The sequence below is a fragment of the Variovorax sp. S12S4 genome (genome assembly GCF_023195515.1).
GTDB lineage: Bacteria > Pseudomonadota > Gammaproteobacteria > Burkholderiales > Burkholderiaceae_C > Variovorax.
In genome coordinates this window covers 60,297-83,195 of the sequence record NZ_JALPKR020000002.1, presented here as the reverse complement: position 1 = coordinate 83,195, position 22,899 = coordinate 60,297, and the positions used below count along the sequence as shown (strand labels likewise).

Annotated in this window: 35 protein-coding genes and 2 pseudogenes; 5 read left to right on the top strand and 32 right to left on the bottom strand. The window is 64.4% G+C overall.

The genetic code is table 11. The features are described 5' to 3' along the window. The first annotated feature begins 21 nt into the window (after positions 1-21). The gene (locus M0765_RS00755) at positions 22-231 is read left to right on the top strand and encodes a hypothetical protein (RefSeq protein WP_258501441.1); all 210 of its coding nucleotides are present in this window, start codon (positions 22-24) and stop codon (positions 229-231) included. A 291-nt stretch (positions 232-522) separates the two neighbouring features. Then, positions 523-855: a hypothetical protein gene (locus M0765_RS00750; RefSeq protein ID WP_258501440.1), complete on the top strand. Its 333-nt coding sequence runs from the start codon at positions 523-525 to the stop codon at positions 853-855. A gap of 93 nt (positions 856-948) precedes the next feature. Here the strand turns inward: M0765_RS00750 and M0765_RS00745 are convergent, their stop codons facing one another. The 16 genes from M0765_RS00745 to M0765_RS00670 all read right to left on the bottom strand — a co-directional run bounded on the left by M0765_RS00745 (position 949) and on the right by M0765_RS00670 (position 7,895). Next, complete coding sequence (locus M0765_RS00745; RefSeq protein ID WP_258501439.1) at positions 949-1,260, bottom strand: hypothetical protein; 312 nt, start codon at positions 1,258-1,260, stop codon at positions 949-951. Positions 1,261-1,263: 3 nt separating this feature from the next. Further along, positions 1,264-1,950, bottom strand: coding sequence for a DUF4406 domain-containing protein (locus M0765_RS00740; RefSeq protein WP_258501438.1), 687 nt, complete (start codon positions 1,948-1,950; stop codon positions 1,264-1,266). Positions 1,951-1,977: 27 nt separating this feature from the next. Beyond that, on the bottom strand, positions 1,978-2,253 hold the full coding sequence (locus tag M0765_RS00735) for a hypothetical protein (protein ID WP_258501436.1): 276 nt from the start codon (positions 2,251-2,253) through the stop codon (positions 1,978-1,980). Between the two features lie 11 nt (positions 2,254-2,264). Next, positions 2,265-2,489: a hypothetical protein gene (locus M0765_RS00730; RefSeq protein WP_258501434.1), complete on the bottom strand. Its 225-nt coding sequence runs from the start codon at positions 2,487-2,489 to the stop codon at positions 2,265-2,267. Beyond that, entirely contained in the window at positions 2,486-2,788 is a 303-nt protein-coding gene (locus tag M0765_RS00725) for a hypothetical protein (RefSeq protein WP_258501433.1), read from the bottom strand. Before M0765_RS00725 ends, M0765_RS00730 begins: the two co-directional genes overlap by 4 nt. Beyond that, the gene (locus M0765_RS00720) at positions 2,785-2,958 is read right to left on the bottom strand and encodes a hypothetical protein (RefSeq protein ID WP_258501432.1); all 174 of its coding nucleotides are present in this window, start codon (positions 2,956-2,958) and stop codon (positions 2,785-2,787) included. The genes M0765_RS00725 and M0765_RS00720 overlap by 4 nt, the downstream gene beginning before the upstream one ends. Then, on the bottom strand, positions 2,955-3,227 hold the full coding sequence (locus tag M0765_RS00715; protein ID WP_258501431.1) for a hypothetical protein: 273 nt from the start codon (positions 3,225-3,227) through the stop codon (positions 2,955-2,957). The genes M0765_RS00720 and M0765_RS00715 overlap by 4 nt, the downstream gene beginning before the upstream one ends. Next, a complete protein-coding gene (locus M0765_RS00710) occupies positions 3,224-3,499 on the bottom strand; it encodes a hypothetical protein (RefSeq protein WP_258501429.1) in 276 nt (91 codons plus the stop codon). The genes M0765_RS00715 and M0765_RS00710 overlap by 4 nt, the downstream gene beginning before the upstream one ends. Positions 3,500-3,584: 85 nt before the next feature. Then, a complete protein-coding gene (locus M0765_RS00705) occupies positions 3,585-3,920 on the bottom strand; it encodes a hypothetical protein (RefSeq protein ID WP_258501428.1) in 336 nt (111 codons plus the stop codon). Next, on the bottom strand, positions 3,917-5,653 hold the full coding sequence (locus M0765_RS00700) for a replication endonuclease (protein ID WP_258501426.1): 1,737 nt from the start codon (positions 5,651-5,653) through the stop codon (positions 3,917-3,919). The genes M0765_RS00705 and M0765_RS00700 overlap by 4 nt, the downstream gene beginning before the upstream one ends. Before the next feature lie 7 nt (positions 5,654-5,660). Continuing rightward, positions 5,661-6,023, bottom strand: coding sequence for a hypothetical protein (locus M0765_RS00695; protein WP_258501424.1), 363 nt, complete (start codon positions 6,021-6,023; stop codon positions 5,661-5,663). A 4-nt stretch (positions 6,024-6,027) separates the two neighbouring features. Beyond that, entirely contained in the window at positions 6,028-6,645 is a 618-nt protein-coding gene (locus M0765_RS00690; protein WP_258501423.1) for a hypothetical protein, read from the bottom strand. 114 nt (positions 6,646-6,759) lie between these two features. After that, complete coding sequence (locus M0765_RS29115) at positions 6,760-7,167, bottom strand: ogr/Delta-like zinc finger family protein (RefSeq protein ID WP_342455947.1); 408 nt, start codon at positions 7,165-7,167, stop codon at positions 6,760-6,762. Then, positions 7,164-7,370, bottom strand: coding sequence for a hypothetical protein (locus M0765_RS00680; protein ID WP_258501422.1), 207 nt, complete (start codon positions 7,368-7,370; stop codon positions 7,164-7,166). The genes M0765_RS29115 and M0765_RS00680 overlap by 4 nt, the downstream gene beginning before the upstream one ends. 46 nt (positions 7,371-7,416) lie before the next feature. Beyond that, entirely contained in the window at positions 7,417-7,626 is a 210-nt protein-coding gene (locus M0765_RS00675; RefSeq protein ID WP_258501421.1) for a hypothetical protein, read from the bottom strand. 44 nt (positions 7,627-7,670) lie between these two features. Continuing rightward, on the bottom strand, positions 7,671-7,895 hold the full coding sequence (locus M0765_RS00670; RefSeq protein ID WP_258501419.1) for a hypothetical protein: 225 nt from the start codon (positions 7,893-7,895) through the stop codon (positions 7,671-7,673). A gap of 73 nt (positions 7,896-7,968) precedes the next feature. On the opposite strand from M0765_RS00670, the gene M0765_RS00665 reads away from it, so the two are divergent. The 3 genes from M0765_RS00665 (at position 7,969) to M0765_RS00655 (ending at position 9,759) form a co-directional block, all read left to right on the top strand. Beyond that, the gene (locus M0765_RS00665; protein ID WP_258501418.1) at positions 7,969-8,376 is read left to right on the top strand and encodes a helix-turn-helix domain-containing protein; all 408 of its coding nucleotides are present in this window, start codon (positions 7,969-7,971) and stop codon (positions 8,374-8,376) included. An 87-nt stretch (positions 8,377-8,463) separates the two neighbouring features. Then, the gene (locus M0765_RS00660; protein ID WP_258501417.1) at positions 8,464-9,072 is read left to right on the top strand and encodes a hypothetical protein; all 609 of its coding nucleotides are present in this window, start codon (positions 8,464-8,466) and stop codon (positions 9,070-9,072) included. Between the two features lie 39 nt (positions 9,073-9,111). After that, positions 9,112-9,759, top strand: coding sequence for a hypothetical protein (locus tag M0765_RS00655; protein ID WP_258501415.1), 648 nt, complete (start codon positions 9,112-9,114; stop codon positions 9,757-9,759). A gap of 48 nt (positions 9,760-9,807) precedes the next feature. Here M0765_RS00655 and M0765_RS00650 read toward each other — a convergent pair whose 3' ends face one another. The 16 genes and pseudogenes from M0765_RS00650 to M0765_RS00580 all read right to left on the bottom strand — a co-directional run bounded on the left by M0765_RS00650 (position 9,808) and on the right by M0765_RS00580 (position 22,897). Continuing rightward, positions 9,808-11,391: an HNH endonuclease signature motif containing protein gene (locus M0765_RS00650; protein ID WP_258501413.1), complete on the bottom strand. Its 1,584-nt coding sequence runs from the start codon at positions 11,389-11,391 to the stop codon at positions 9,808-9,810. 134 nt (positions 11,392-11,525) lie between these two features. Further along, complete coding sequence (locus M0765_RS00645; RefSeq protein ID WP_258501412.1) at positions 11,526-12,677, bottom strand: contractile injection system protein, VgrG/Pvc8 family; 1,152 nt, start codon at positions 12,675-12,677, stop codon at positions 11,526-11,528. Positions 12,678-12,688: 11 nt separating this feature from the next. Continuing rightward, positions 12,689-13,182 (bottom strand): annotated as a pseudogene (locus tag M0765_RS00640) (phage tail protein). A gap of 9 nt (positions 13,183-13,191) precedes the next feature. Next, on the bottom strand, positions 13,192-15,573 hold the full coding sequence (locus M0765_RS00635) for a phage tail tape measure protein (RefSeq protein WP_258501411.1): 2,382 nt from the start codon (positions 15,571-15,573) through the stop codon (positions 13,192-13,194). 304 nt (positions 15,574-15,877) lie between these two features. After that, on the bottom strand, positions 15,878-16,003 hold the full coding sequence (locus M0765_RS00630) for a GpE family phage tail protein (protein ID WP_258501409.1): 126 nt from the start codon (positions 16,001-16,003) through the stop codon (positions 15,878-15,880). Positions 16,004-16,011: 8 nt separating this feature from the next. Continuing rightward, entirely contained in the window at positions 16,012-16,359 is a 348-nt protein-coding gene (locus tag M0765_RS00625; RefSeq protein WP_258501407.1) for a phage tail assembly protein, read from the bottom strand. A gap of 59 nt (positions 16,360-16,418) precedes the next feature. Continuing rightward, entirely contained in the window at positions 16,419-16,940 is a 522-nt protein-coding gene (locus M0765_RS00620; RefSeq protein ID WP_258501405.1) for a phage major tail tube protein, read from the bottom strand. 38 nt (positions 16,941-16,978) lie between these two features. Further along, the gene (locus M0765_RS00615; RefSeq protein ID WP_258501404.1) at positions 16,979-18,175 is read right to left on the bottom strand and encodes a phage tail sheath protein; all 1,197 of its coding nucleotides are present in this window, start codon (positions 18,173-18,175) and stop codon (positions 16,979-16,981) included. Between the two features lie 30 nt (positions 18,176-18,205). Next, positions 18,206-18,766 (bottom strand): DUF4376 domain-containing protein, encoded by a 561-nt coding sequence (locus M0765_RS00610; RefSeq protein ID WP_258501402.1) that lies wholly within the window; start codon positions 18,764-18,766, stop codon positions 18,206-18,208. A 7-nt stretch (positions 18,767-18,773) separates the two neighbouring features. After that, complete coding sequence (locus M0765_RS00605; protein ID WP_258501401.1) at positions 18,774-19,757, bottom strand: hypothetical protein; 984 nt, start codon at positions 19,755-19,757, stop codon at positions 18,774-18,776. 1 nt (position 19,758) lies between these two features. Continuing rightward, on the bottom strand, positions 19,759-20,064 hold the full coding sequence (locus M0765_RS29110) for a hypothetical protein (RefSeq protein WP_342455946.1): 306 nt from the start codon (positions 20,062-20,064) through the stop codon (positions 19,759-19,761). A gap of 20 nt (positions 20,065-20,084) precedes the next feature. Continuing rightward, positions 20,085-20,336 (bottom strand): annotated as a pseudogene (locus M0765_RS29360) (phage tail protein I); the annotation flags it as partial. Then, positions 20,329-21,225, bottom strand: a complete 897-nt coding sequence (locus M0765_RS00595) for a baseplate assembly protein (protein WP_258501400.1) — start codon at positions 21,223-21,225, stop codon at positions 20,329-20,331. The pseudogene M0765_RS29360 and the gene M0765_RS00595, both read right to left, overlap by 8 nt. Further along, positions 21,222-21,536: a GPW/gp25 family protein gene (locus M0765_RS00590; protein WP_258501399.1), complete on the bottom strand. Its 315-nt coding sequence runs from the start codon at positions 21,534-21,536 to the stop codon at positions 21,222-21,224. The genes M0765_RS00595 and M0765_RS00590 overlap by 4 nt, the downstream gene beginning before the upstream one ends. Continuing rightward, positions 21,520-22,338 (bottom strand): phage baseplate assembly protein V, encoded by an 819-nt coding sequence (locus M0765_RS00585; RefSeq protein ID WP_258501397.1) that lies wholly within the window; start codon positions 22,336-22,338, stop codon positions 21,520-21,522. The genes M0765_RS00590 and M0765_RS00585 overlap by 17 nt, the downstream gene beginning before the upstream one ends. A 94-nt stretch (positions 22,339-22,432) precedes the next feature. Then, positions 22,433-22,897, bottom strand: coding sequence for a phage virion morphogenesis protein (locus M0765_RS00580; protein ID WP_258501396.1), 465 nt, complete (start codon positions 22,895-22,897; stop codon positions 22,433-22,435). Positions 22,898-22,899: the final 2 nt, after the last annotated feature.

Here is a 22,899-nt window from a genome sequence, read left to right as displayed (position 1 = left end):
TCCGCAAACGTAGGAGCCCAAATGCCCATAGAACTTAGAGAGCCGGTCGGTGGTCAGCTGAGCGCCCTCGCGCGCGCACAAGCCATAACCAAGGAACAACTCGACCTGGCGAAAGATCTGGTGGCCACTCAACTTCCGGGTGTCAAAGCGGCTGACCAGATAAATGCAGCGCTGAAAGTCGCGCAGGTGCTGGCGACGAACTACCTTGCAGAGCGGACTTTGCCGAAGTAGATGCACACCAAGCCGACCCGCACCGCCAAGCAGCTGCGGGAGATGCTGCTCATGCGCATTGAGGCCTTGCCGGGCCTTCGAGGCCAGCAGACTGATGTGCACCGCGGGGGATAGTCGGAATCCCCGCCGACGAAGGCGGCCCCAACTGGACCGTTCGCGTCGTCACCGACCGCGGAGCCCACCGCGCTGATATCGCGCAGATTGTTCGGACGCTGCAAATGCAGTACGACCTCGAAGACTGAGGAGCGCGATACTCTCGCCTCCAAATGATGGAGGACCGAAATGCCGGACATGTTCACTTCGCTCGAAGACGTCGAGACGTACGTGCGCCAGGACGCACTAGGGAACGGCAAGGCGATGCTCGGAATGCAACTCGCGATGGGCAATTTCTTCGGCGGTAACAGCCGAGCCCTTGCGGAAGCTTGGATCGCAAAAGACGACGCGCGAATCGCAGCGGAGCATCTGGCCGCTCGTGAACAGGAAGACCGCAATTTGCGCATGCGCGAAGTGCTAGCGGGAGAACTGCAGGCAAAGTCTGCGCGTGAGGCAACGCTGATTGCCTGGATCGCGTTGGGCGTGTCCATCGGCGGTGTCGTGATCGCGCTGTTCGCGCTTTTCAAATAGGCTGTTGAGGTCACGCGGCTTCCCTCCCATAGATCGGGTTTCGTGGGCGAAGTTGGCCTGCACGAGAGCTCCCGCCTCGAGTCTTCGTCGGCCTCACGACAGCAGCTCCTTCAGGTCAAGTGCCGGCAGTGCACGGATCGCCTTTTCGACCCTTGCCACTGCGACCAAGTCACCGGCGTCGACATCTTCGGACGAAGCACCCCTCAGCAGGTCAGCGAGGTCGCTGCGATTGCGGCCGTCGAGGGAACGACTCGCCCACACAAGCACTTCATTGGTGGTTTGGCCATGCAGCTCGTGCGCCTTGCCGACGGCGTACGTTGGTCCGTGGCCAGGTCGATCAGATTCGGCCAGCATCTTCACGATGTGCTGGGCGAGCGGGCAGAGCTTCAAAGGCTTCTTCGCCATTGCTCAGCTCCCCACACGAGACGCGGCGCTGATCGCCTCGATGCACTGACGTGCGCCGAGGTACTGATACCCAAGGGCTTGCGTGACCGCGGTGTGATAGCCGTGCGCGTCGAGCGCGGCTTTAAGCTGGGTCTGGTGATCGTTGGCGACCCGCTCGCAGATGGCGAGTGCAGCTTCATGGCTGACTTTTGTCACCACCGCCGGCGGCCGGGCTCCGCGCTCATCCACTGCCTGCGCGGCATGGTTGAGAAACTGATTCCTCCAATCGTATTGGTCGCTTTCCACGAAGCTGAAGTGCTCGGGCATGGCCTCGGCGCCTTCGGCCAAGGTGACGAGCAGGCCAAGGGCACGCCCAACTTGATGCTCCAGCGAAGCACCCTTGCTGCGCGACCACCCAGGCAGCAGGTGGATGCGGTCACACGTCACGAGCTGGGCGATGTCGGCGCGCATGCAGGCACTCCAGCCCGCGCTGGGGTCGACGTTGATCTCAGCGGGATTGACGACTTCGAGGCCCACGGCGCGCAGCGCGGTGGCTTCCATGCGGAACGCCGGAAAGTTTAGTTCGGCGTAGCCCGTCATCGGACCTGCGATGTAGACGCGCTGAGCAGCGGAACGTGGCTGGACGAAGGCGGCGTCGCAGCCGCCTGCAAGGTCGACTCCGATGAAAGAAGGGGCGAGTTGGTCGGTCATGGTTAGGGCTCGTTAAAAGGGTTGGTGTCAGTCGTCGTCGCGCTCGCCCGAGGCGGCGCGCTTTCTGTCGAAGAGAGGCATGGCCGTGGCCGGTGTCTGAAAGCGGGGGCGAACGAAGTGGCGAGGCGAGCGCGCTGCCGCAAATCCGGCAGCGCTCGGATGGGCGACCGCAAGACGCACGAGGCGGCTGCGACGCGCGTCCTGCATCACCGTCTCGAAGCTGTCGGTCCACCGGAAGCGGCGCGCCATGCGTTCGCACGCATCGCGCAGCTGCTGGTCGGTGGGCTCACTCGTGGCGACCATCGCGGCGGCTCTCAGTGCCAGCCAGGCATGTCGAGGTGCCGCGCGTTCGGTCCGCAGCTGCCGGTCGACGAGCGCGCCACGTCGAGCGATTCGGGCCGGCCGCCCTGGCGCGCTGCGGGGCTGTCGCACAGAAGACGCTCGCCGCAGCTTGTAGAGTGCGTGCACAGCTCGCATGCGCGAAAGGGCGTGACGAGTGGGCGCTGCCCATGGGGGTGGCGGTGCGTCAAGCCGGTCACGATGCGCCCCCGGTGGCCTTGGCGATGGTGGCGCGGCCAGCGAGCGCAAGGTGCCGGGTGTTGACAGCGAGGCCTTGCCAGTACGTGTACATCGGCGGCTTGCGCTTCCGATAGGCGTGGTCGGCGCTTTCGCGGCAGGCACGGCTAATCGTCCGCAACATCGCCACCAGCGCGGCGCGCGCTTCGGGCGACAGGGCTTCGAATGCCTCGCGCACCTCGGGCAGCTTCAGCATCGGATTGCGCACCTCGACCCGGTTGCTGCGGGCAATCTGGCCCGGCGTGTGCTGCGCGGCGCTCATTGCGGAAGTCCTGCGATGAGGCCCAGCACCAGCAGCGCGAGCAAGGCCAGCAAGCAGCCGAGCAGCGTGATGCAGTCGACGCGGAGGTTGTCGCACGCCTTCTTCTTGGCCCGGTCTTCGAAGGCCCTGATGGTTTGAATGTCGTGGTGGTTGAGGCGGTGCGCGTTCATTCGGCACCGCCTTGCTGTGACAGCAGGTCGCGCCGATCCTGTTCGGCGATGTCCTCGATCACGGTCTTGACTTTTTCTGCGACGCGCTGGAGCGCTTGCTTATGGGCGGCGCTTCCCCAGCCAATGGCTTTGGGATCGACACCACGCCCGAGGCTACCGGTGTTGACGAGCTGCAGAACGCAATGCAGTTCGTCAGCGAAGGTGTCGATATCCAGACCATTGCCGCCGCGGATCAACGCAACCGGTTGGCTTGTTCGAATTCCGCTCATGCCGCCCTCCGCTGCTGCTGAGCGACGATGCGCAGGACGGCGGACGGGAACATGTCGGCCTGCTGGACGGCCAGCGCATCTGCGCGCCGCGGCTTGCGCCGGCCGGCCGGCTGGCTCGCGAGCAGGCCGCGCACGCGCTCGATGGTGGCGCGCACGTCGGTCGCGCAGGCTGGCAGGTAAGGCGCGGTGATGTGCACCTTGTGCGCCAGTGGCGGCGCATAGGGCTTGTGTTGGGCGATCTGTACGACCGCGGCGGTGGTGGTGCGTGGCATGGTGGTGCGGCTCCGGTTGGTGGTGAATCAGTGGCCAGCTGCCGCGAGGGCGCGCAGGCGGGGGCGGATGCCTTGACGCGAGCGATCAAGGCGGCGAACTCGGGGACGAGGCGTCCTCGATGGCGCGGGGCGCCGGCGCGGCCGGCGCGGCCGGGCGCACTTCGGCCTGGCGGATCAGTGCGGCGGCGACGGCGATGCCCGCATCGGGCATGCGGAAGGTCGTTCGCTCTCCGTCGATGACGTGGATCTGCTCTTTCGGTAGTGCGGCGGGCGGCCGGCGGGTGGCTCGGGCGGGCCGGAATGGCTCCAGCGGCAGGATTTCTTCCGAATCGAAGGGCTTGGCCCATGGCCGATCACCCTGCGTGAGCTGCCGCAGCGGCTCGCGGGTCAGCCGCGCCGTACAGTTATTGAAACGAGTCAAGGGCGGCCCAACGCTTCGCGCTGGCCCTTGTCCTGCGCGGCTTCGCCGGCGCAGGAAGCCCACGATTGCCGACGGCTCACGAGCCAGTTGCCGGCCCGTGTTTCGACGCCCACCACGGTCTTGCGCGTGATGGTTTCGTCATAAACGTTCTTGCAGCCTTCGTTGACGCGCACGGCGGTGCGCAGCATCCATTCGCGGCGCTTGCGGCACATGCCACCCTGCGCACCAACGTAGCGCTCCCACGATGCCTGGATGTCGCCGTGCTTGTGGCAAGCCCACCAAGCCTTCACGGCGGCAGCGTCGCCAAAGTCGAGGCGCAGCTGTGCGCTCTCGATCTGGTCTTTCGTGACACGGCGCATCTCGCGCCACACCGTCACGCTCGGCTGTCCAATGGCCTGGAACTGCCGGATGCCCCAGGTGCTGGCCCATGCGTCGACGCGCTGCCAGCCCTTGAATTCGCGCGTGTCCATGACGTGCTCGAAGCCGTCGATGGTGTCGGTGTGCTGACCGACACCGGCATCGCCGCCATCCTCCGCGCCGATGTTCTTGGCCACGTACTTGGCGACATAGCCAGCCGCCCCGCCGCGGTTCATGGCGATGAACTTGCACCGGTTGCGCACGGCGCCGGGCTCATCGCCGGCATCGCTGAGCCAGTAGCCGCTGATGATGTCTTTCGCGAGCTGGGCTTGCTCGGGCGTCGCAAACCACAGCAGCGCATGCCAGTGCGGGCATCCGTCGTGGTGCGGCTCAGCAACGCGAAAGCCGTAGGCCGCAACGCCCTTGCGTGCCATCTTGGCGCGGGCCTTGGCCCACATGCGGCACAGCCATTGCTGTGCGTCGCGTGGCGTGGCGCCTTCGTACTTGTTGTTGCGCGAAGGCTTTGCCCAGCGCGATTTGCCGCCCGACAGCACGGCATGAAACCGGCTTGGGCACGTGAGCGTGAGGAACAGCCCTTGATGCCCGTTGGCGTCGGCAAATTCTTCGCAGCCGCGAATGCGCGTCATCAGCTCGCCGCGGCGGATATCTCGATTGCTTGGCGAGAGCGCGGCCAGCTCGGCCAGGCTGTAGACCTGGCCGGCTTCATTGCGCATCTTCACGCGCTTCAGCAGGTCGGCGTTGCGCTTGTTCTGGTCGAGGCGCCGGCGGCATGCTTCGTCGCTCGCGTAGCCGCCGTTCTTGTGGTGCACCACGGCCAGCTTGATGGCGGCGTGCTCGACCGTGCGGGCCACCTTTTTGCGCAACGCGCGGCGCCACCATTGCTCATTGACCGCACGTGCGATCAATCCTTCGGGTGTCGTTGCGACCGGCTTTTCCACTCCAATGCGCTCGCAGTAGTCGAGCACCGTGTCGAGCTTGTCTTGCCGGCTCATGGGCAATGAGTGGCCGTTGAGCATGTCGTCGAGCGCGTTGGCGCAGCGGCGCGCACGCGCGCACACCTCGCCGTCACCTACGGTCCAGTGCAGGATGTCTTGGTGTTCGTGCTCGAAGGCGCGCATGGCATCCACGCGCCCGAGGTTCCAGCTGACCCAGTCCGCACCGATGGCCCGGACCGTGGGCTTGAGCGGCATGATCACGTCGAACGCCGGCACCCACTGCGCGGGCAGCTCCTTGCGCAAGCGTGCGTCCATCCGCCGCGCTACCTTGTCGATGTGCTGGTCGTTCGGAAGGCTGGAGCGAAGCCGCATCCAGAAGACTGGATCGGGGGTGGCCGGGCGCGCGGTGACGAGACGCATGGGGTGCCTACAGCGTCAAAGCGCTGAGCGCGTCAAGTTCGCGAATCCACGCACGCAGCGTGGCGCGGATCGCGCTCCGCTCGGCGTCCGGGTACTCGCGCCAGCCTCGACGCAAGGCGTCATCCGGGTCAGCCATGCCGGCCTCGGTGAGCACGAAGAAGCGAAGCATGATCGGCAGACCCCGCCATTCGGCCTCTTCCAGCAGCGCCCGGCGCTGGCCGAAAGCGATGACGGCACACTCTTCGCGCAGCTTCGCGAGCTTGGCCGCGTGGCGGGCATAGAACGGGTTTGGTTTTCCATCGGGAATGCGAGTGGCTTGCTGGCGTGGGCCGTGAAACTCGTGGTGTTCAGGTGGCTCTTCGCGGTCCATGCATTCAAGGAGCGCACACGGCGGCTACTTCCCCCGCGGTGCCGGCGTTCAGCGGCGTGCCGGTGTCAGTTGCGGGGTGGCGACCTTGCGTTGCGGCTGTGATATGTCCGGCCTCGATTGCGTCGATGACCCACTGCCGCATGCAGCTGGTTTCCACCGCGCGCTGGCCGTGCATGAAGATGACCCGGTCGCGGGAGATCTCCGAACCTGTTGCCTCCGCGTCGACCACGCGCCAGCCAGCTGCCAGCAGTGCATTGGCGACAGCGTTCTGAGACTTAGGGTCGCGCCAGCTGGAAAACGTGTCGGCGGCCTGGAGCACGACGGCGTTCACGCGCCGTCCATTTCCACTGATGCGGTGGCTGGCATAACTTAGGCGCACCGCAGTGATGTCGATGTAGGCGCCGTCGGCCTGGGCGGTGCGCACGATGGCATCGAGCGCGGCCAGCTTGTCGGCCACGCGTCGGATGTCTGCGAGCCGGCAAGCGTGGCGTTCGTGCTCCTGCAGCAGAACGCGATCCAGCAGCGGCAGGTGCTGGGCCTCTTCGCGTGTGACCTTGGACAGCTTGGGCACGTCGATGCGTTGCGCAGGCTTGTCGGCGAAGCGGCGGGCGGTGTGGGACATGTCTACGGCTCCTGTGACGGAAAAAAGGCGTGAGAAGGGCCGCACGCCTTGAGGAAGGCATGTAGCGAGGGGTTGAACGGGGATCAGTCGCGCCGTGCGGCGCGTGGGCTCGGCCTACCCAGGCGGAGCTGCTGGCGTGGCGCCGCCGGTGCCGGCGCCCCAGTCATTGGTTGGCGTGCTCAGGCTGGCCAGGTAGGCGGCCTCTTCGTCGGCGAGGTTGCCGTCATCGGCCAACTGCAGAGCCAACTGGCCGCGTTTGATGTGACGCGAAAGCGGCAGCGAAACGTCTGCCGCGGGGATGCTCGACAGCACCAGCACGCGCTGGAATTCGAGCGTTGCAACGCCCGTAAACCCGCAACGCCAATTGCGGCACCGGTAGGTGATCTCGCGCATCGTCTTGCTCATTGCGCGGCTGTCGCAGGCCACGCAACGCGTGTTGCAGTGCGGGCACTCGATGGTGATGCGCATGTAGCGGTTGTTCGCTTCGGCATCGGCTTCGTGCATGTCGTGTGTGGCGTTCATCGCGCCTTCCCTCCCGATGTGGCCAAGCGGGGGCCGCGGCGGCCTGTGATGTGTTCCGTGCCCCTTCGCATGCGCGTCTTGGCCAGCCAGACGACGGTGTCTTCGACGCTGGCCAGACCCTGCACGCGGCGCACCCGGTCGAGCACTTCGTGCTCGGCGTCGGTGAGGTCGATCTGGTGGCGCGTCATCTTTTCGTCAGACATTCGGCGGGGGTATGGCTTGCTGCTGACCGCTGTTGGGCGGCTGGCTTCAGGCTGCGCTGCGCGGCAGACTGCCGTCGGCCAATGGCTCGCGGCTCACGCCCAACAAGTCCTCGGCCTGGCGCAGGGCCAGCTCGCGGATGAGCGTGGTGGGCTGCTCGCCCAGGTAGTCGGCGAGCGCACGCAGTAGCTTGTCCTCGTAGTCGTCGAACCGCACGGTGAGGCGGTTGTCGCGGATGCGCTTGGTGTCGGGATACATCGTTGAATTTCCTTCGGGCAAAGGAGTGGTAGCGGGAATTGGGTTCAGGCGTGAGCAGTGGTGCCAGCCAGCTCGGCCTCGTACTGCGCGAGGCCCAGCAGGTAGACGCGACGCGCGAAATTGGCGACGGATCGGCCTTCGCGGCTCGCGTGCGCCTGGGTGCGCTGGTGCTCGGCGGGAGGCAGGCGCATCGCGATGGGCACTTCGTTGACGAGCCGGATCTCCGGCGGAAGCTCCGGACGACCTCGGCGGCGGGCGGTGTGGGCCATACGTTTAATATCCGAACGGGTTAATGTGGTGTGTGGTGCAAAATGTAGCACGGAATTCCGTGCGTGGATAGAAATGGATACGGAAAACCGTGCAGTATTTGCAGCCCGCTTGCGAGAAGAGCGTGATCGCTTGGGTCTGTCGCAGGCGGAAATTGCTGCGCGCTGTGGCGCGAAGCCACGTACGTATCAAGACTGGGAGCGAGCCGTCGCTTCTGTTAGCGTGGAGTTCCTTTCAACGGCATTGACGACCGTTGGTCTCGATGCTGTGTACGTGCTCACAGGCGTACGCACCCCTTCGCATCTGTTGCCCGTGGGCGACAGGGTGGTGGTGGATGCCAAAGGGAAAGTGCCGCGCTATCTAACTCCAGAACAAGAAGCACTGCTGGACAACTACAACGCGGCCGATGAGCGAGGTCGCGCCGCCGCGCGCAGCGTTCTTGATGCGCTCGCGCAACCGCAGCCTAAAAGGGCGAATGGGTAAATTGGGACTGCTGATTGCGGCGCTCATCCGCTTGCTTTTGACGACGTCGGGGGATGCCGCAACGCATGGCGGGGACTAGGAGGAACGATGCGACATGTCTTATTGGCCCTGGCGTTCGCCTACGGCTTGTCTTTGAGTGCCGGCCCAATCGCGGCCCAGGTTTCGACGCTGGGGAAAACGGCTGGGCCGCCGATCTTCGCGAGCGCAGAGAAGGCCTTCGATGAACTGGGCGACTACAGCGTCGAGCTGGGGCAGGTAAAGATTCTCAAGCAGTCGCCGCTGCACATTCAGATCAAGGCCGAGGCCGAGGCCGCCACGGTCCGGCTTTCACCAACGGTGATGGTGGAGCAAACGGCCGAGGTGCTGGCCTACGGTCTCTTCCGCATGTTCATCCACACGAAGGCGAACGAGGTGACCGTCACCGCGCTGCCCGTGCTGCAAACCTTCAGTGACAAAGGGTCGACAGAGAAGGTGCTGAAGGACAAGTCGGTTCAGGTCCGCATGACGCGCGCCCAGGCCGAGAAGATCGCGCGCGAAGTGATCGGCGTTCAGAACCTCGACGACCTCGTCGTTAAAGAGCTTGTGGGCTGGGGCTGGTCAAAACAGATGCAGAAAACCTTGGGCCAGAGGGGGAGCAGTGTCGTTGATCCGGCGTTTCTTCGCGTCCTCGGCCTGCAGGTTAATCCTCCAAAGTGATGAACCCCACTTTCGCAATATTTGAATTGTGAGGAAGGCATGAATTGGGGTGATCTCGCTAGCAAGGAAGTGATCGGAGCCCTAGTTGGCGCCGCAGGGGCCTTTGTTGCTGCCATGTGGGTTGCCCGAGATGCTCGGCGGCGCGAAGAGCGATCGGCTGCAATGGTCCTGACTGGTGATCTAGTGAACCTCATCGCGATCCACAACGCTCTTCAAAGGACCATCTCGGCGCAGGGCATGAACGAGTTCACTGCCAAGCACTTCGTAGCCTCGAAGCTGGTTAGTCACTTCCCGTCACTGTCGGTTCTTTTTGATGCGTATGTGGCGCGCCTCATGCCGCTACATGTAGTACTCGCGGCAGAGCTTCACTTGCTTGCAACCAAGTACAGGCTCATGGCCGAATGGGCTAACCGATTGCGCAGTGGAGTTGGCGCTGATCTCGACGATTTGCTTCCGCTCCCATTGGAAGGTCGCAATGCTGCCGATGCGGGACGACTGGCCGACGGCATGAGGGAAATCGGCCACCACGCCCGCGCGGCCCAAGAGTTGTTGAGCCTTTTGGTGCTGGATCGGTTTACGGGATGGAATCGACTCCGCTTGACACAGATCGCATCAGCGGAATTGAAGCCTGTGCTGCTCGCTCATGCCCACTCCATCAAGTCCAGCCGCGGCAAATCTAAGGATTGAGCCGACAGACGGCGTGTACGTCAACGCAAGCTCCTGAAGAAAAACCTTCTAGTTCTTGAGCGTTGAGTTGCAAAACGGATGAACAACTTGGGCGTTTTTCATGTCGCCGCCGCCGCCGTCTTCCTTGCGTTTAACGTGGTCAATCTGAATCGAATTTTTGTGAATCAAACCGCCACACAAAGCGCATCGAACGGGACTCTGAAGAGCCGCGTTCAGGAACGAAGCCGACTTCGTACTCTTGCCCATCGCCTTTCCGTGTGCGCCTGTAGGCGCTTCACTCAAGCGGATAGAAGGTGCGCTCGCGCCTTGTAGGTATGAGAACTCGTCATCGCCCTCAAGAGCCGAGACGATTTGCCCATCACTCAAGCCTTCCGCAAGCCGCTCAGCGACAAACTGAACGTAACGAACAATCCGGGGCTGACTCCGCTTCCCTGCGCCAGTCTTCTTGATCGTCAGAGTGATGAAGTCTTTGTGCTGGATCAAGAAATCTTCCAGGGCGCGCCGCACAGCAGCAAATGTCTTGAGTTGCCCCTTTTTCTCCAGTGCGCTGATGAACTCGGCAACCGCAAGCAACGCTGCCGGCTGGAACTCGCCTCCACGGGTGTAGCAATAGACGGCTGGATGAAGGCCCAGCGACATTGGTGCATTGCCAGTTAAAAGGTCGATTGCGCGCTTAACGGCCTTGAGGAACTTGATGGTTTGCGAACCATCAACGTCTGGATCGATTCCATCGGTCTCCTTTTGCCCCTTCGGCTCTGGAACAGCATTTGCCCAATTCACCAGATCAAATACGAACGGCAGGGCGTTGTATCCACGGCCTGCGAGCGGAAGATCTAACGTCTTAACTGGGCCGTCACCAATAGGCGGCTCATAAAGCGCCGAGTGAACGTGTTTCGCGATCTGTTCAATTTCTGCTTGCACGTCGCTCGCGTACTTCGTCCAGTACTTGTGCCCAGTTCCGCCCCTGACGATCGCGCGGGCCGCCACAGCGTTCGGGCTCGCGCGAGACTTCAGGATCCGCCTCTCGGTCGGATCAATCGGCGTAGCTGCTTGATTGATCTTGAAAAAGGAACTCTCTGCCGCTTTTGCATCAACGGCCGGGACCCACTGCGCGACTATCGTGTTTACAGCCAAATTGGCTAAACGCGCTTGGATTTCGGGGCGGGCGTTCTGCGGGTTTTTCCGAGCGCTAGCGAACTCCCCGTAGGGACCGATTAGCGCGTTGACCGTCTTGCGAACTTGCTCAGCTATTCGACGCTGCTCTTCAGGGATTCGACCGCCGAAATACTCTGATGACTTGCGTTGATCGCCGTAGTCGTCGCGCACCCACGCAATGAGGGCTCCCAGCCGATGCGCGCCGTCGATGACGAACACATTGCCTGCTCGCTTCCACAAGATCACGGCCGGTATGAGGTCGCCGTCAACAAATGACCGGATTAGATCGACGACTTTCTCTGGAGACCAATGCGCGGTCTCGCGTTGAAAGTCAGGCTTGCGAAGCGCCTCGCCAAAGAAGTTGTCGTCAAGATGATGTATATCGATCCGCTCTTGGTTGCCGACACGCGTATCAAACACCTCGGCCATATCTTCGCGCGGAATCATCGCGTCAAGGTTCACCACGTTTCCAGCCATTGCCTTACCCTCCCGAACAGGTCTTAAGGGGCTCATACTAGCGCTCCATGCCTGACCTGCGACCGCGGTGCATAACATCGCGCTCTTCTTTGCTTCATTTACGCTGAGCTCGCCCTTGCATACTCGGGCTGCTGTCAGCCTTCTGCGCCCGCGCCTTCCTGCCCTTCCACGCCCTCGGCTTGCTCGGTTTCCAGCGTGAGCTGGCTTGTGTAGCCGCCGCCATCGAGCGAGTGCCGCACGCGGGTGACGATCCACGGTGTTTCGTCGATCTGACGCTTGTAGCCAGCCACGCGCGCAGGGCGCTGCGGAATGATGTCGGCGCGGCCATAGGCGAGTGTTATCTCGAAGTCGAAGATCCCGCGCTGTATGCGCAGCCATTCGGCGCGCGCAGCGGCAAGGGCGTCCGCTTCGCTGGCAAAGGTTGCGCGCAGTTCCTTTGCCCTTCCGCTGATGCCAGCAATGACCGCGCTTCGGTTGCCGGTCTTCACGTTGTTGTACATGGCCCGCACGCCGCTGTAGGCATCGCGGTCGGCGCGGCTCCAGCGGTGCTGGTCGCCATCGCCGCGGGTGACGAGCACGGGCGGCAGCGGCTTGCCGCTGGGTGTGCGCGCGGCGCGGGCCTGGCTGAAGAGCAGGGTGCCGTTCTTCACGGTGCAAATGCAATCGAAGGTCTGCGCGAGCCGCCGCAGAAAGGATGCGTCGGACTCGCTCAGCTGGTCGGCGTGCTTGACCTTCCGGCTGGCGATTTCCTTGTCGACGGTGGCCTTGATGCCGTTGCGCGCGGCCACGCTGTTGACGATGGCGCCGACGGTGGTGTCGTGCCACGACTCATCACGCAGACCGCGCAGGCTGTCGAGCAGGTTGGCGGCCCGCGCGCGGATGGTGATGGTGTCGGGTGTGCCAGCGTACTCGACCGCCTGCACGGTATAGCGGCCCTTGTCGATCAGACCCACCGGGAAACCCATTTCGTCGCTATCGAACTGGCGGTATGGCGCCGCGACCGGCTCGGCTTGCCAGCCTATGGCCACTTCGACGGTATCGCCCGTCTCGGGCAGCTCAAGGCGGCCATCGTGGTCGCTCACGACGAGCTCGACTTCGTCCGCGTCATTGGCGCGATCATCGGTGATGGTGAGGCTCACGAAGCGCGGCAGGATGCGGTCGCTGACGTTGTTGCCGTTGACTGTGACGCGCCAGATTGGCGTGAGGTGCGCGGCAGGTCGACGGCCGTTGCCCGGCGTAGCCGTGACGGTGGGCAGCGAGTCGGCGATGGTGTCGGTGTCGGACATGCGCTGCGTACTCAACTTCCGGTCGCGCCGCCGCTGACGCCGAGGTATTGCCCCAGGTCGGCATTGGGGTTGCCGGCGGTGTCTTCGAGGATGGCGCCCAGCTCGCCCATCTGTTCGGTCACGTCCTGCACGTCCTGGTCAACGCGCTGCAGCGTGAGCGTGAACTCGATGCGCCGGGCCTCACCGGTGACGTAGAACAGGGTGCGCGTCTCCTGCAGCTCAGTGATGACGAAGGCGCCGTAGATGATGCCCGTGCCTTCGACAAGCACCCAGGCCGCGCCCTGGTCGGCCATCGCACGCAGCATGTCCAGGCTGGCCGGTTCTCCTTTGAACTCGGGCAGCACCACGCCCGTGAGGGTGATGATGTCATCCCCGGCCCCAGGTACTGCGTGGCGTTGCGCGCGCCCACGAGCGCCTGCGTGGCGTGCTTCCAGCTGCTGCGCCGCTGCAGCTCCTGATAGCTGAGCGTGTCGAGTTCAAAGACGAAGAGGCCGAGGCAGAGCATGGCGGATGGTCAGTTGTCGTAGTCGATGAACGCCGCACGCATGCGGGCGCTCTTGGCCGCGTCGCGGCGATCAAGCTCGGCGCGCACGGCGCTGGCCAGAGCGTGGGCGTCGGTGCCGGCCGCGGCGTTGATGTGAATCGTGATGGTGTCTCCCTGCACGGTGACGGCGCCGGACGTGCGGGCGCTGCTTGCGGCCAGTGGCGCGCGCGTGTCGAAAACCATGGGCTGCAGCGCAGGCGCACCACCGGCGCCGGCCATGGCGGGCAGGGCCGCTGTGGTGGCGCCGACCATGCTGAGCGCAGCAGCACGCAGCATCGGCAGAGTGCGATCGATCCCGATTGCCGCACCTTGCGCGATGTTGCCGCCGGCCTCGATGAACACGCGCGACGGGCTGTGGATGCCGAGCTTTTCCTTGAACCAGGCTACTGTGGAGTCTGCTGCGCCGTTGATTGCGTCCCGTACCGCGCCCAGCCCGTTCGTGATGCCGTTGACCAATCCCTGCATCATCTGCCCGCCGAAGGTCGTGAACCTCGCGGGCAGATCAAAACCAAACCACTGCATCACTTCCGCGAAGGCCTGGTAGAAGAGGCCCATGGGCGACCAGTTGAGGATGGCCGCGCTGATGGTGCCCAGCGCCGCCGGCACCGACCCGCCGAGGTACTGCCAGAACGCGGCGAACGTCGCCTTCGTGCGCTCCCACAGGCCCGAAAAGAAGCCGCTGATCGGCCCCCAGTATCTGTAGATGAGGAATGCGGCTGTCGCGATGCCTGTGACAGCCAAACCGATGGGGTTCATCAGCAACGCCCGACCCAGCCACATGACCGCGGAGGCGGCGAACCCGAGCGTTCGCGTGACCAGTGTGAGCACCGGAGAAAGCACAGCCGCCTTGATGCCGAACAGGCCGATGCCATAGCGCACGATGGCGAATGGCCCCAGCAGCGCCGCCGCGCCAAGCGACAGGGCGCCGAAGCCTGCGGCGAGCAGACCGACCCATAGCACCGCCTTGCCGATGTACGACGCCAGCACCGGGTTCTCGCGCGCGAACGCCGTGATGCCCTCCAGAGCGCTGGAGACCGTGTTGAGCAGGCTGATGTAGGCCGGCATCAGTGCTTCGCCTGCTTCACGCATGGTGTCGTGAAACTTGGAGAGCGCGGCCCCTTCCTGTCCGCTGAGACTCGTGCGCGCCCTGGCGTCGAGCGATTCGATTCCGAAGGCGCCCGCATTGAGCTTGGCATTCTTGTGGATCTGATCGCGCTGCAGGTACATCTGCGAGAACAGGTTCGAGGCCGTGCGGTTGCTGAAGATGCTTCCGATGGAATCGAGAATCTGTTCCTTGTCCGTGATGCCCTTGGCGGCGAGCGCCGGCAACAGGACTTGCTCCATCCATTCAAACTGGTTGGAGCGGAAAAGCTCGCTGCCCTTGAGCGCACCGGGGTTCAGGAAGGACATCTGCCCCGCCTTGTCGTGCGTGACCTTCGAGGGGTCGCCGATCAGGCCCAGCGCCTCGATGTTCTTGGCGGCGCGCTTTGTCGTGCGCCCTTGGTAGAGATTCTGGTAGGCCGACATGGTCGCCGTACCCACGCGATTGCCGCCCATTTCACTGACCAGCGCTTCGAGCTGGTAGTACATGGCGGAGTCGTTGAGGCCTTTGGCCGCGACGCCGCCGGTCTTGATGAAGTTGAGCCATTCCTCGGGCCCGACGCGGCCGCCGGTCGCGGTGATGACACGCTGCACCATGTCCGCCTGGCCCTTGAACGATTGTTCGCTGGACAAGCCACCGCGCAACTCGATGACCCTGAGCATGTCGAGGAACTTGCGTTCGTTGTCTTCGCCTTTTTCCGCTCCGAACATGGCCTTGTTGGCGAACTTCATCTTGGCCAGCGTGGGCATGACCATTTCGGCATGGTGCACGTCGGCGAAGGCTGTGGTGGCGTCAAGCATCAGGCCCAGGTTGTCATTCATGCTGGTGCCGAAGGTCTTCATGCCTTTCGCGTAGGCGACGGCCTGGTCGGTTTCCTTTTTGCCCAGGCCGAGCGATTCGATGCGCGCGGTGGTGGTCTCGTAATCGCGCACCTGGTGCAGCGGCTCGGTGACAGCACGGCGAATGCCGTACGCGGTGCCCACTGCACCGACGCCGGCCATGGCCATGTGGCCCGCCGTGGCACGGCCGTGGTCCAGTCCCTGCCGCAGCGAGGCGCGCCGGCCGCTCACCTTGGCCAGCGATTCGAGCCGCGCCTTTTGCTGAGCAATAGCACCGTTCGTCGACTCGATCTCTGATTTCAGGCGCGATTGATCGACCGAGAGCTTGCCGATGCCGCTCGCTGTGGCAGCGGTGCGCAGCTGAACCAGCGCCTGCCGCTGCTTGTCGTATGCCGCGGTCGCCTTGTCCACCTGGCCGCGCAGCTTTGCCGGCTTCGGCGCTGTTGGCGCCGTAGGTGCGGGTGACGCTGTCGAGGTTCGCGCGCAACACCTTGAGGGCGTTGCCTTGCTGAGCCAGCGCGGACTGCTGTTTCCGCAGGCCGTCGACCTGGGCCATCTGGCTGTTGAGCAGCTTGAGGGCATCGCGGGATTGCTTCAGGCCCGCGGCCGTCGCCCGGCTCTGCGCGTCGAGCGGCTTGAGCGCGGCGACGGCCTTGTCGGCGCCTGCCAGGATCAGCTTGAGGGTGAGCGGGTTGGCCATGGTTCGGTGTGTCGGTCAGTCGTCGTGCTTGTTGGGGGCGTAGCGCTTGCGGGCGGCCTCGCGCCAGTCCATGAGTTCGCCGATGGCCATGCCCTCCATGTCGGCCGGCCGCCAGTGGAAGACCAGCGCCAGATCCGCCATGGCGTCCTCTACGCGTTCTGCAAGACCGCGTCCCTCACTGACTTCTTGAGCAAAAAACTGATGATGTGACCCCCGGCCTCGGACAGGTCGGCCGGGTCGAGCTGGGCGCATTCGGGCGGCGTCAGCGAGGGCAATGTGATGCGCGGCAGCAGCTTCATGATTTCTTCGGCGTCCGCCTGATGCAGCCGCTGCAGCGAGAGGCCACGCAGCTCGCCGGAGTTGGGCTTGCGCAGGGTGATCTCGGTGATGCTGGTGCTTCCCCGTTGAATGGGCGTATCGAGCACGATGGTGTTCGGCACGATGGCGCTGGGTGCAGTGTCTTCGGTGTTGATCTCGGGCGTTGGGGCGTTGTTCATGGTGATGGCTCGTTCTGTGGTGAGTGAAAAGGCGTGATGGGCGAACGTGGCGGAGCGGTTTAGAAGCTGGCGCCGAGCCCGATGGCGAAGCGGATGGCGCTGTAGATGTCGGAGCCGCCGACTTTGAACACCATGCCGGGCACGTCGATTTCGATCAGCTCGGCGCCGTCGACGGTGACCTTGTAGTAGCTCAGGCTCGCCTTGAACTCGTGTTCGTTGTTCTCGCCGGCCTCGGCATCGTTGGGGTTCCACTCGCTGAGCCGGCCGCGGGCGATGACTTCCACGGCACTGACCAGCCCGGTAGCGTCGTCTTGATAGGCGCCGGCGAAGCGCCAGACATTGGCACCCACCGTCTGGGCGCCGAGCATCGCAATCAGCTGGGTCTTGAGTCCGCCGGCCTTGATGCCCAGTTCGAGCTTGTCATGGCCCAGCTCGATATCGACCGAGCCATGCATGCCGCCGGCGCGGTATTCCTCCATCTTCTTGGTGATGGTGGGCAGGGTGACGCTCGGGATCTCGCCGATCCAGCTTTCGCCGTCGCCGAAGAGTGCGAAGTTCTTGAGTTTCTTGGGGAGGCCCATGGTGTGCTCCTATGCGGTGTGCGTTGCGGATGGGCGCTTCACGCGGCCTGAACGGCGGCGGCGAAGTTGGCCAGGAAGTCGTCGGTGATGGTCTGCATGAAGCCCAGGTCTTCGAGCGGCGGCACCGGCGTGTAGCGGTAGCTGATGCGCAGGCGGCCCACCGCCAGCTCTTCCTTCGGGTTGAGGTCGGGATTGAGGAACGCTTCGAAGCCGATCAGGTAGCCGCCGGTCACGAGATCGCGGCCCTTGGCGTTGATGCTCGCGAGCATGTCTTTCACCAAGCTCGGGTGCATCGGCTTGTCGACGAACGTGAAGTGCGCCTCGGCCATGGTGTCGGCCAGCACCTGCGCGGTGCGGGTGTAGTTCTCGAAGAAGAACTTCCCACCCTGTGCTTCGGTGGTGCGGTTGCCCCAGAAGCGGTAGCCGCTGCGGTTGATGATGGTGGTGACTTCGAGGCTGTTCAGGTAGTTGGTGTCGCTGCTCGGGCTCTGCAGGTCGAAGAACACGTCCGACGTGATGCCCTGCGGGCCGTTCACGACGATGTTGGAGAGGGTCTTGTGCCAGCCGATTTGCTGGTCGAGCTTGGCGCGCAGTCCCAGCGCGTAGGCCGTGGCCGGAATGACCTCGGCCGCGCTCGTGATGGTGTTCCACGCGAGGAAGTTGGGCCAGATCACCATCAGCTCGCGCTTGCCGAACTTTGCGCGGTACAGCGTGGCGTCTTCCTTGGTGGTCGCGTAGGCCATGCCGTCGGGCTTGCGCGCCGCGACGTAGCCGAAGCCACGCAGCGCTTCGGCGACGGTGCCGATTTCGATGGCCACCGGCTCGGTGTCCAAGCCAGGCGCGCCGATGATGCGCGGCTTGTAGCCGAGCTGACCCTGGGCGGCGAGCAGCGCCTGCAGGCCGGTCTTCTGGCCGCTGGCGGTGGTGGTGCCGATGACGTTGCTGGTGGTCGTTGCATCGTCGGCGCCGGGCTCGACGCGCACGACGATGGTGAACGTCTGCGCCTGCTGTGCGATGGCCTTGAGTGCTGTGGCCAGCGTGCCGGTCGCGCCGGCCTTGCCGATACTGCCGCCGGGATTGGTGAGCAGCACCGGCGTGTTCAACGGGAACGCGTCATCGTCGGCCAGGGGCGCCGTGGCAATGAGGCCGATGATGGCCGTGCTGACGACGCGGATGGTGGCGCCGCCTTCGTTGACTTCAAAAACGCGTACGCCGTGGTGGTATTCGGTGGACATGGTGGATGACTCCTAGGAGGGTGTGAAAGGTCAGGCCTCGGGCAGGGCGGCGAGCGACGCCTGCGGCCAGCCGGCCGACAGGTCGTAGGTTTGAACGGCAGCGGAAGACGACAGCGCGGCGATGGCCTCGTGGTGCGCGCGCTCTGCGGAGAAGCACGCCTGAACATGCAGGGCGATGGCGTTGGCGATGACCTGCAGCTCAGGCAGCGTGAGACTCACCCAGCCTGACGTGGCCTTGAATTCGATGGATTCCACGCCTGCCGCTTGTGCGTTCACGAGCACTGACGTGATGCGGTCTTGATCGTCTTTTCCGGTGGAGACCCGGACGCCGTTGGGCAGGGTGATGCCGCCGGTCTCGACCGCCCAGCGGCGCGCTGTCGCGGCGGCGATCAGCTTCTTCTTGAGGCGATCCAACATGACGGCGCCGTCCAGCTGGACGATCTGACCGTCGACAACGCGAAGCTCGTGCCAGGCCGCTGCTTGTTCTTCGGTGCAAGCAACCGCACTCTGCGGAATGGTCCCGTCCGGCGTCGATCCGGTGCCCTTGACGTTGCCGTCGGCATCCAAGATAAGAAATTTTTGAGCGGTCATTTTTTCTTCAAATGTTGGGGATGAACATCAGCATCACGCAGGCCGAAAACGCCACCTGCGCGGCCACCGTGTAACCGGCGGAGACCGCACCGCCCTGTACCGCCATCGTGGCCATGTGCGCCATGGTTGTGATGGTGTTGTCGGTTTGCATCGCCACGCCATTGATATAGAGAGTGCAGGCATTGGTCCCAGCTGCTTGCTGACTGTTGTTGCGGATGCCGAACGCGATCAGCCGGCCCGGGCCGGGCACGGTAAAGACCACCTCTGCATGAACCGTTTGGTTGGCGCCGGCGATGAAATGGGTCGCCACAATCGGCGGGTTCAGTTGGGCCAAGCGCGCGTACACCGGATGAGGGTTCGCCGCGGCGGCGTGATTGGCCAAGTCGGTATCCGACGCGTACTGCGGATGCGGGTCGCCTGCGTTGACGTGCGCCGCGAGATCGGCGTCCGTGGCGTACTGCGGATGAGGGTTTGCTGCGGCCGCGTGATTCGCCAGGTCGGTATCCGACGCGTACTGTGGATGCGGATCGGTCGCGGCCACGTGCGCCGCAAGGTCGGCATCGGTGGCGTAGCCTGGATGGGGGTTCGCGGCGGCGACGTGTGCCGCGAGATCTGCATCGGTGGCGTACTGTGGATGTGGATTTGCCTTTGCCTCATGAGCAGCAACCGAGTCGCCCAGGGCATCATCGAGTTCCGCCGCGGTGAACCCCCAGCGCACCCACTTCGCAGCGTCCTCGCCGGGCACCACGTTGATGCTTTCTCCAACGCTTTTCCACGTGGTGCCCCCATAGCTCACATAGGCGACGTTCGCCGGATAGGTGAGCGTGGCGTCCCATGGCGTGACGTTGCGCAGGCGCTGATAGCGGGCGCGGTTCGCGAGCTGTCGCGGGGCCAGGTTGTCGATGCCCGTGGGGCCGCCGAGGACGGGGTCATCTTCCTCCAGCTGGTAGATGCCAGCTTCCCATTGGTCGGTTTCGTTGAGGTTTGCCATGTCAGGCGCTTCCGTGGTTGAAGGCGCCATCGCGTCGCGTGGCGCCGTTGTGGCTGTTGGCAACCGTCGCGTACCGCAATGCGACCAGATGGCAGCGTGCGGGTGCGACGGACGGCAGTAACTTGCGCAGGCGCTCGGCCTGCACGTTGGTGATCGGGCGTTGGAAGGCAACCATGTAGGTCGCCCAAGTGGTTTCCAGCGTGGCGTGCGGATAGACGCCGTCGCGGTAGATCGTGCCGTTGTGCGTCCTGCCGCCGACGCGCTCGATGATGTCGACCTCGCCGAAGCCGAGCGAACGAATGAGCAAGCGAATCGCCCAGGGGTGCCCTTGCGACGGTGAATCTCGATGCTGTTGAGGATCAACGCCCGCCGCGCGTCGTCGGACTTGGCTTCATGCCAGGCTTCGACCGACATGGTCCACGACAGCCAGGGCAACGCCTCGGCAAGGCAGTGCGCCGCGCTCCACAAATGGCGCAGGCCATCGGTGGACAGTTCCAGATCCGTGACGCCGGCAAGTACCGCCTCGAGTGGTGTGCGATTAGGCGGTAGCAGGCGCTGCGATGGGGTGAGGTTATTCATCGACGACAACCTCGGTCAGGGTGATGCCCGTGACGCGGACCCATTGGGTTTTCGTGCACAGGATGTCGGCGGGCGGCACGTCGATGTCGATGCGATCCATGCCTGGCTGGTGCAGCGCCGCGTCGATGCCCGAGCGGGGCAGGCCGGCGCCGAGGCGCCGCACCTTTAGCAGCCAAGTGTCAAGTTCCTTGCGAGCCTGCGCTGCGGCGACTTCGCCGGCGGCGCCCGGTTGGCGGTACATCGTGGCAACGATGGGCGATTCGATGATTTCGACAGCCTGAACAATGACCGTGTCGCAAAGCGGTCGGATTTCCTCGGCGCTGAGCGCGTTGCGTACCGTCGCCAGCAAGGGCTCATCGGGCACACCATTCGCCGCTTCAGACAGGATCGTGACGCGGACGGTGCCGGGCGCGGGACTGTCGACGCCAACGTCAGCCACTTGGGCGCTGGCGGTGAGGGTGTGATACCGGTAGCTCTCTTTCGGGCCAGCAGTCGTGATGCCTTCCATCGCAAGCTGTGCGCGCTCGCGCAGGCGGTCATCTTTTTCGTAGACGGCGGCCACCGGCGGGATGGCGGTCGGGTCGGCCGGCGTGACCAGCAGACGCTTCACTTTGAAGTTCGCGGCCAGGTTGTCGAGGTCCGTGTCGACGGCATAGGCCAGCATGCAGGCCTTCGCGGCGTCGTTGATGCGTTGGCGCATCAGCATTTCGCGGTAGGCGCCGAGTTCCAACAGCTTGCTGACCGGATCGGATTCGAGCAGCAGCGGGTAGTCGACGCCGGCCTCTGCGCAAAGCTCCTGAAACTGGGTCTTGTGCTGCTGGAGGATGACCTCGAAGTCGAGCAGTTCAATGACTGCCGGCGGCGGCAACAGCGTCATGTCCATCGTCATGCCTGTGCTCCCACGATGACGCTGGATGTGACCGATTCGGTGCTGTGGGTGTCGCGGCGCGCGATGGAGATCTCGCACCGGCCTTGCGCGTTGAAACGAATCGCGATGCGGCTCACGCGGGTGCGCGGCTCCCATTTCATGATGGCCTGCGCGGTCGCTGCGATCAGGCGCAGCCGATTGGCCCCGGTGGCCGGATGGTCGACCAGCTGCGGCAGAAAGCTGCCGTAGTTGCGACGCATCAGGCGCGAGCCGATGGGCGTGGTGAGGATGTCGTCGATTGATTGGCGAATGTGTTCACGACGCGTGAGCATTCGCCCGGTGGTTCTGGAAATGCCGGTCATGGGACAGGCCCCCGCTGATATCGCCGCCCTTGACGACTTCGGATGTCCGGTGGTTCTGCAGGCTGATCGCGCCTGCAACGATGTCGCCCCCGTCCGTGGCGATGCCATGGCCGTTGATGAAATCCATGTCGCAGTTGATCTGCGCACCCTTGCCACCGGGGCCGACGCCGTAGCCAACCATTCCCTGCTGCCAGGTGAGCAGGCCCTGCACCGTGAGCATCCCGGTGGCGGTGGTTTGCGGTGCGTCCAGCGTGATCTGTTGCGCTTCGACGGTGACTTGCTGCGAGTGCACGGTGGCGCTGTCGTCAGCGGTCACGTCGGCCGTCTTGCACTTCACGGTGATTGCGTCGGGGACCGTGATATCCGCAGTGCCGTTGCCGGGCAGCGTGATCTTGAGCGCGTGCGCGACGTGGTCGTATTCGATGACGGCGCCGTCGGGGTATTTCGTCACGGTCTTGTTCGGGTCCGCGCTCGGCGCCGGGCGGTTCGCAGTCGGCACGCCGGTCAGCACGAAGCCGCCTTCGGTGAGGCCGCCGGGCGAGAAGAGCAGGACGCATTCGCCGACGGTGGGCGGGTTCCACGTGCCGGTGTCGCCGGCGCGCTGCTCGATGTAGGGGCGCCAGTCGGAGGTGGCCGTTTCGGACAGCTTGACGCGCACCATTGGAGGCGTGGCGCCGTGGTCGACGGCCGAGATGGTGCCGACGCGCACGACGTTCTCGATCTGGCGTTTCAGATCGGCAAATTGTTGAACGGGATCGACGGGACCGGGCATGCAGCCACTGTGCCGAAGGGTCCGCGTGTGCGCGAGCGGCGGCGTGGGTGCGGGTGGCGGGGACTGTTGCGCCTTCGGCTTGTGTGGCTTGGCGTCAACCGCCGGCGGTGATGTGGTGCAGCACGAGGTCGATGATGGCGTCTTCGTCGGCCGCTGTGAAGCCCAGCAGTTCTCGGCGCGCGTATTTGACGCTGATGGTTTCGGGCCGGCGCCAGTCGACTTTATCGCGCAGGCCGTACTGGTGCACGCGCGCGATGCGTGCGCTGCGGCCGCCGATGCTGACAGTGGCGCTGTCGGCGGTGGCCGTCTTGCGCAGGCGCTTGGCTTGTCGCAGCTTTTCGAACATGGTGCGGCGGATGGCGCCCTTCTTGTTGCGCAACCGCGGCTTGCGCGCTTCGTAGGGCGTGCCGTCCGGGTTGCGCTGGGCGGCGATGCGCTCGGCCTGGCTGCGGCGCAGGTAGGTGGAGACCTGCACCATCGCAGCGCGGCGCCGAGCCGGCCCGAGCCCAGCGAGCAACGGGGCCGCCCATGTGGCCAAGCGGTTGAGGTCGTCGGACATGC

Coding starts and splice junctions, on each gene's coding strand:
- M0765_RS00755 (WP_258501441.1), top strand. CDS start 22: ATGCCCATAGAACTTAGAGAGCCGGTCGGTGGTCAGCTGAGCGCCCTC.
- M0765_RS00750 (WP_258501440.1), top strand. CDS start 523: ATGTTCACTTCGCTCGAAGACGTCGAGACGTACGTGCGCCAGGACGCA.
- M0765_RS00745 (WP_258501439.1), bottom strand. CDS start 1,260: ATGGCGAAGAAGCCTTTGAAGCTCTGCCCGCTCGCCCAGCACATCGTG.
- M0765_RS00740 (WP_258501438.1), bottom strand. CDS start 1,950: ATGACCGACCAACTCGCCCCTTCTTTCATCGGAGTCGACCTTGCAGGC.
- M0765_RS00735 (WP_258501436.1), bottom strand. CDS start 2,253: ATGGTCGCCACGAGTGAGCCCACCGACCAGCAGCTGCGCGATGCGTGC.
- M0765_RS00725 (WP_258501433.1), bottom strand. CDS start 2,788: ATGAGCGCCGCGCAGCACACGCCGGGCCAGATTGCCCGCAGCAACCGG.
- M0765_RS00720 (WP_258501432.1), bottom strand. CDS start 2,958: ATGAACGCGCACCGCCTCAACCACCACGACATTCAAACCATCAGGGCC.
- M0765_RS00715 (WP_258501431.1), bottom strand. CDS start 3,227: ATGAGCGGAATTCGAACAAGCCAACCGGTTGCGTTGATCCGCGGCGGC.
- M0765_RS00710 (WP_258501429.1), bottom strand. CDS start 3,499: ATGCCACGCACCACCACCGCCGCGGTCGTACAGATCGCCCAACACAAG.
- M0765_RS00700 (WP_258501426.1), bottom strand. CDS start 5,653: ATGCGTCTCGTCACCGCGCGCCCGGCCACCCCCGATCCAGTCTTCTGG.
- M0765_RS00695 (WP_258501424.1), bottom strand. CDS start 6,023: ATGGACCGCGAAGAGCCACCTGAACACCACGAGTTTCACGGCCCACGC.
- M0765_RS00690 (WP_258501423.1), bottom strand. CDS start 6,645: ATGTCCCACACCGCCCGCCGCTTCGCCGACAAGCCTGCGCAACGCATC.
- M0765_RS29115 (WP_342455947.1), bottom strand. CDS start 7,167: ATGAACGCCACACACGACATGCACGAAGCCGATGCCGAAGCGAACAAC.
- M0765_RS00680 (WP_258501422.1), bottom strand. CDS start 7,370: ATGTCTGACGAAAAGATGACGCGCCACCAGATCGACCTCACCGACGCC.
- M0765_RS00675 (WP_258501421.1), bottom strand. CDS start 7,626: ATGTATCCCGACACCAAGCGCATCCGCGACAACCGCCTCACCGTGCGG.
- M0765_RS00670 (WP_258501419.1), bottom strand. CDS start 7,895: ATGGCCCACACCGCCCGCCGCCGAGGTCGTCCGGAGCTTCCGCCGGAG.
- M0765_RS00665 (WP_258501418.1), top strand. CDS start 7,969: ATGGATACGGAAAACCGTGCAGTATTTGCAGCCCGCTTGCGAGAAGAG.
- M0765_RS00660 (WP_258501417.1), top strand. CDS start 8,464: ATGCGACATGTCTTATTGGCCCTGGCGTTCGCCTACGGCTTGTCTTTG.
- M0765_RS00655 (WP_258501415.1), top strand. CDS start 9,112: ATGAATTGGGGTGATCTCGCTAGCAAGGAAGTGATCGGAGCCCTAGTT.
- M0765_RS00650 (WP_258501413.1), bottom strand. CDS start 11,391: ATGGCTGGAAACGTGGTGAACCTTGACGCGATGATTCCGCGCGAAGAT.
- M0765_RS00645 (WP_258501412.1), bottom strand. CDS start 12,677: ATGTCCGACACCGACACCATCGCCGACTCGCTGCCCACCGTCACGGCT.
- M0765_RS00630 (WP_258501409.1), bottom strand. CDS start 16,003: ATGGCGGATCTGGCGCTGGTCTTCCACTGGCGGCCGGCCGACATGGAG.
- M0765_RS00625 (WP_258501407.1), bottom strand. CDS start 16,359: ATGAACAACGCCCCAACGCCCGAGATCAACACCGAAGACACTGCACCC.
- M0765_RS00620 (WP_258501405.1), bottom strand. CDS start 16,940: ATGGGCCTCCCCAAGAAACTCAAGAACTTCGCACTCTTCGGCGACGGC.
- M0765_RS00615 (WP_258501404.1), bottom strand. CDS start 18,175: ATGTCCACCGAATACCACCACGGCGTACGCGTTTTTGAAGTCAACGAA.
- M0765_RS00610 (WP_258501402.1), bottom strand. CDS start 18,766: ATGACCGCTCAAAAATTTCTTATCTTGGATGCCGACGGCAACGTCAAG.
- M0765_RS00605 (WP_258501401.1), bottom strand. CDS start 19,757: ATGGCAAACCTCAACGAAACCGACCAATGGGAAGCTGGCATCTACCAG.
- M0765_RS00595 (WP_258501400.1), bottom strand. CDS start 21,225: ATGACGATGGACATGACGCTGTTGCCGCCGCCGGCAGTCATTGAACTG.
- M0765_RS00590 (WP_258501399.1), bottom strand. CDS start 21,536: ATGCTCACGCGTCGTGAACACATTCGCCAATCAATCGACGACATCCTC.
- M0765_RS00585 (WP_258501397.1), bottom strand. CDS start 22,338: ATGCCCGGTCCCGTCGATCCCGTTCAACAATTTGCCGATCTGAAACGC.
- M0765_RS00580 (WP_258501396.1), bottom strand. CDS start 22,897: ATGTCCGACGACCTCAACCGCTTGGCCACATGGGCGGCCCCGTTGCTC.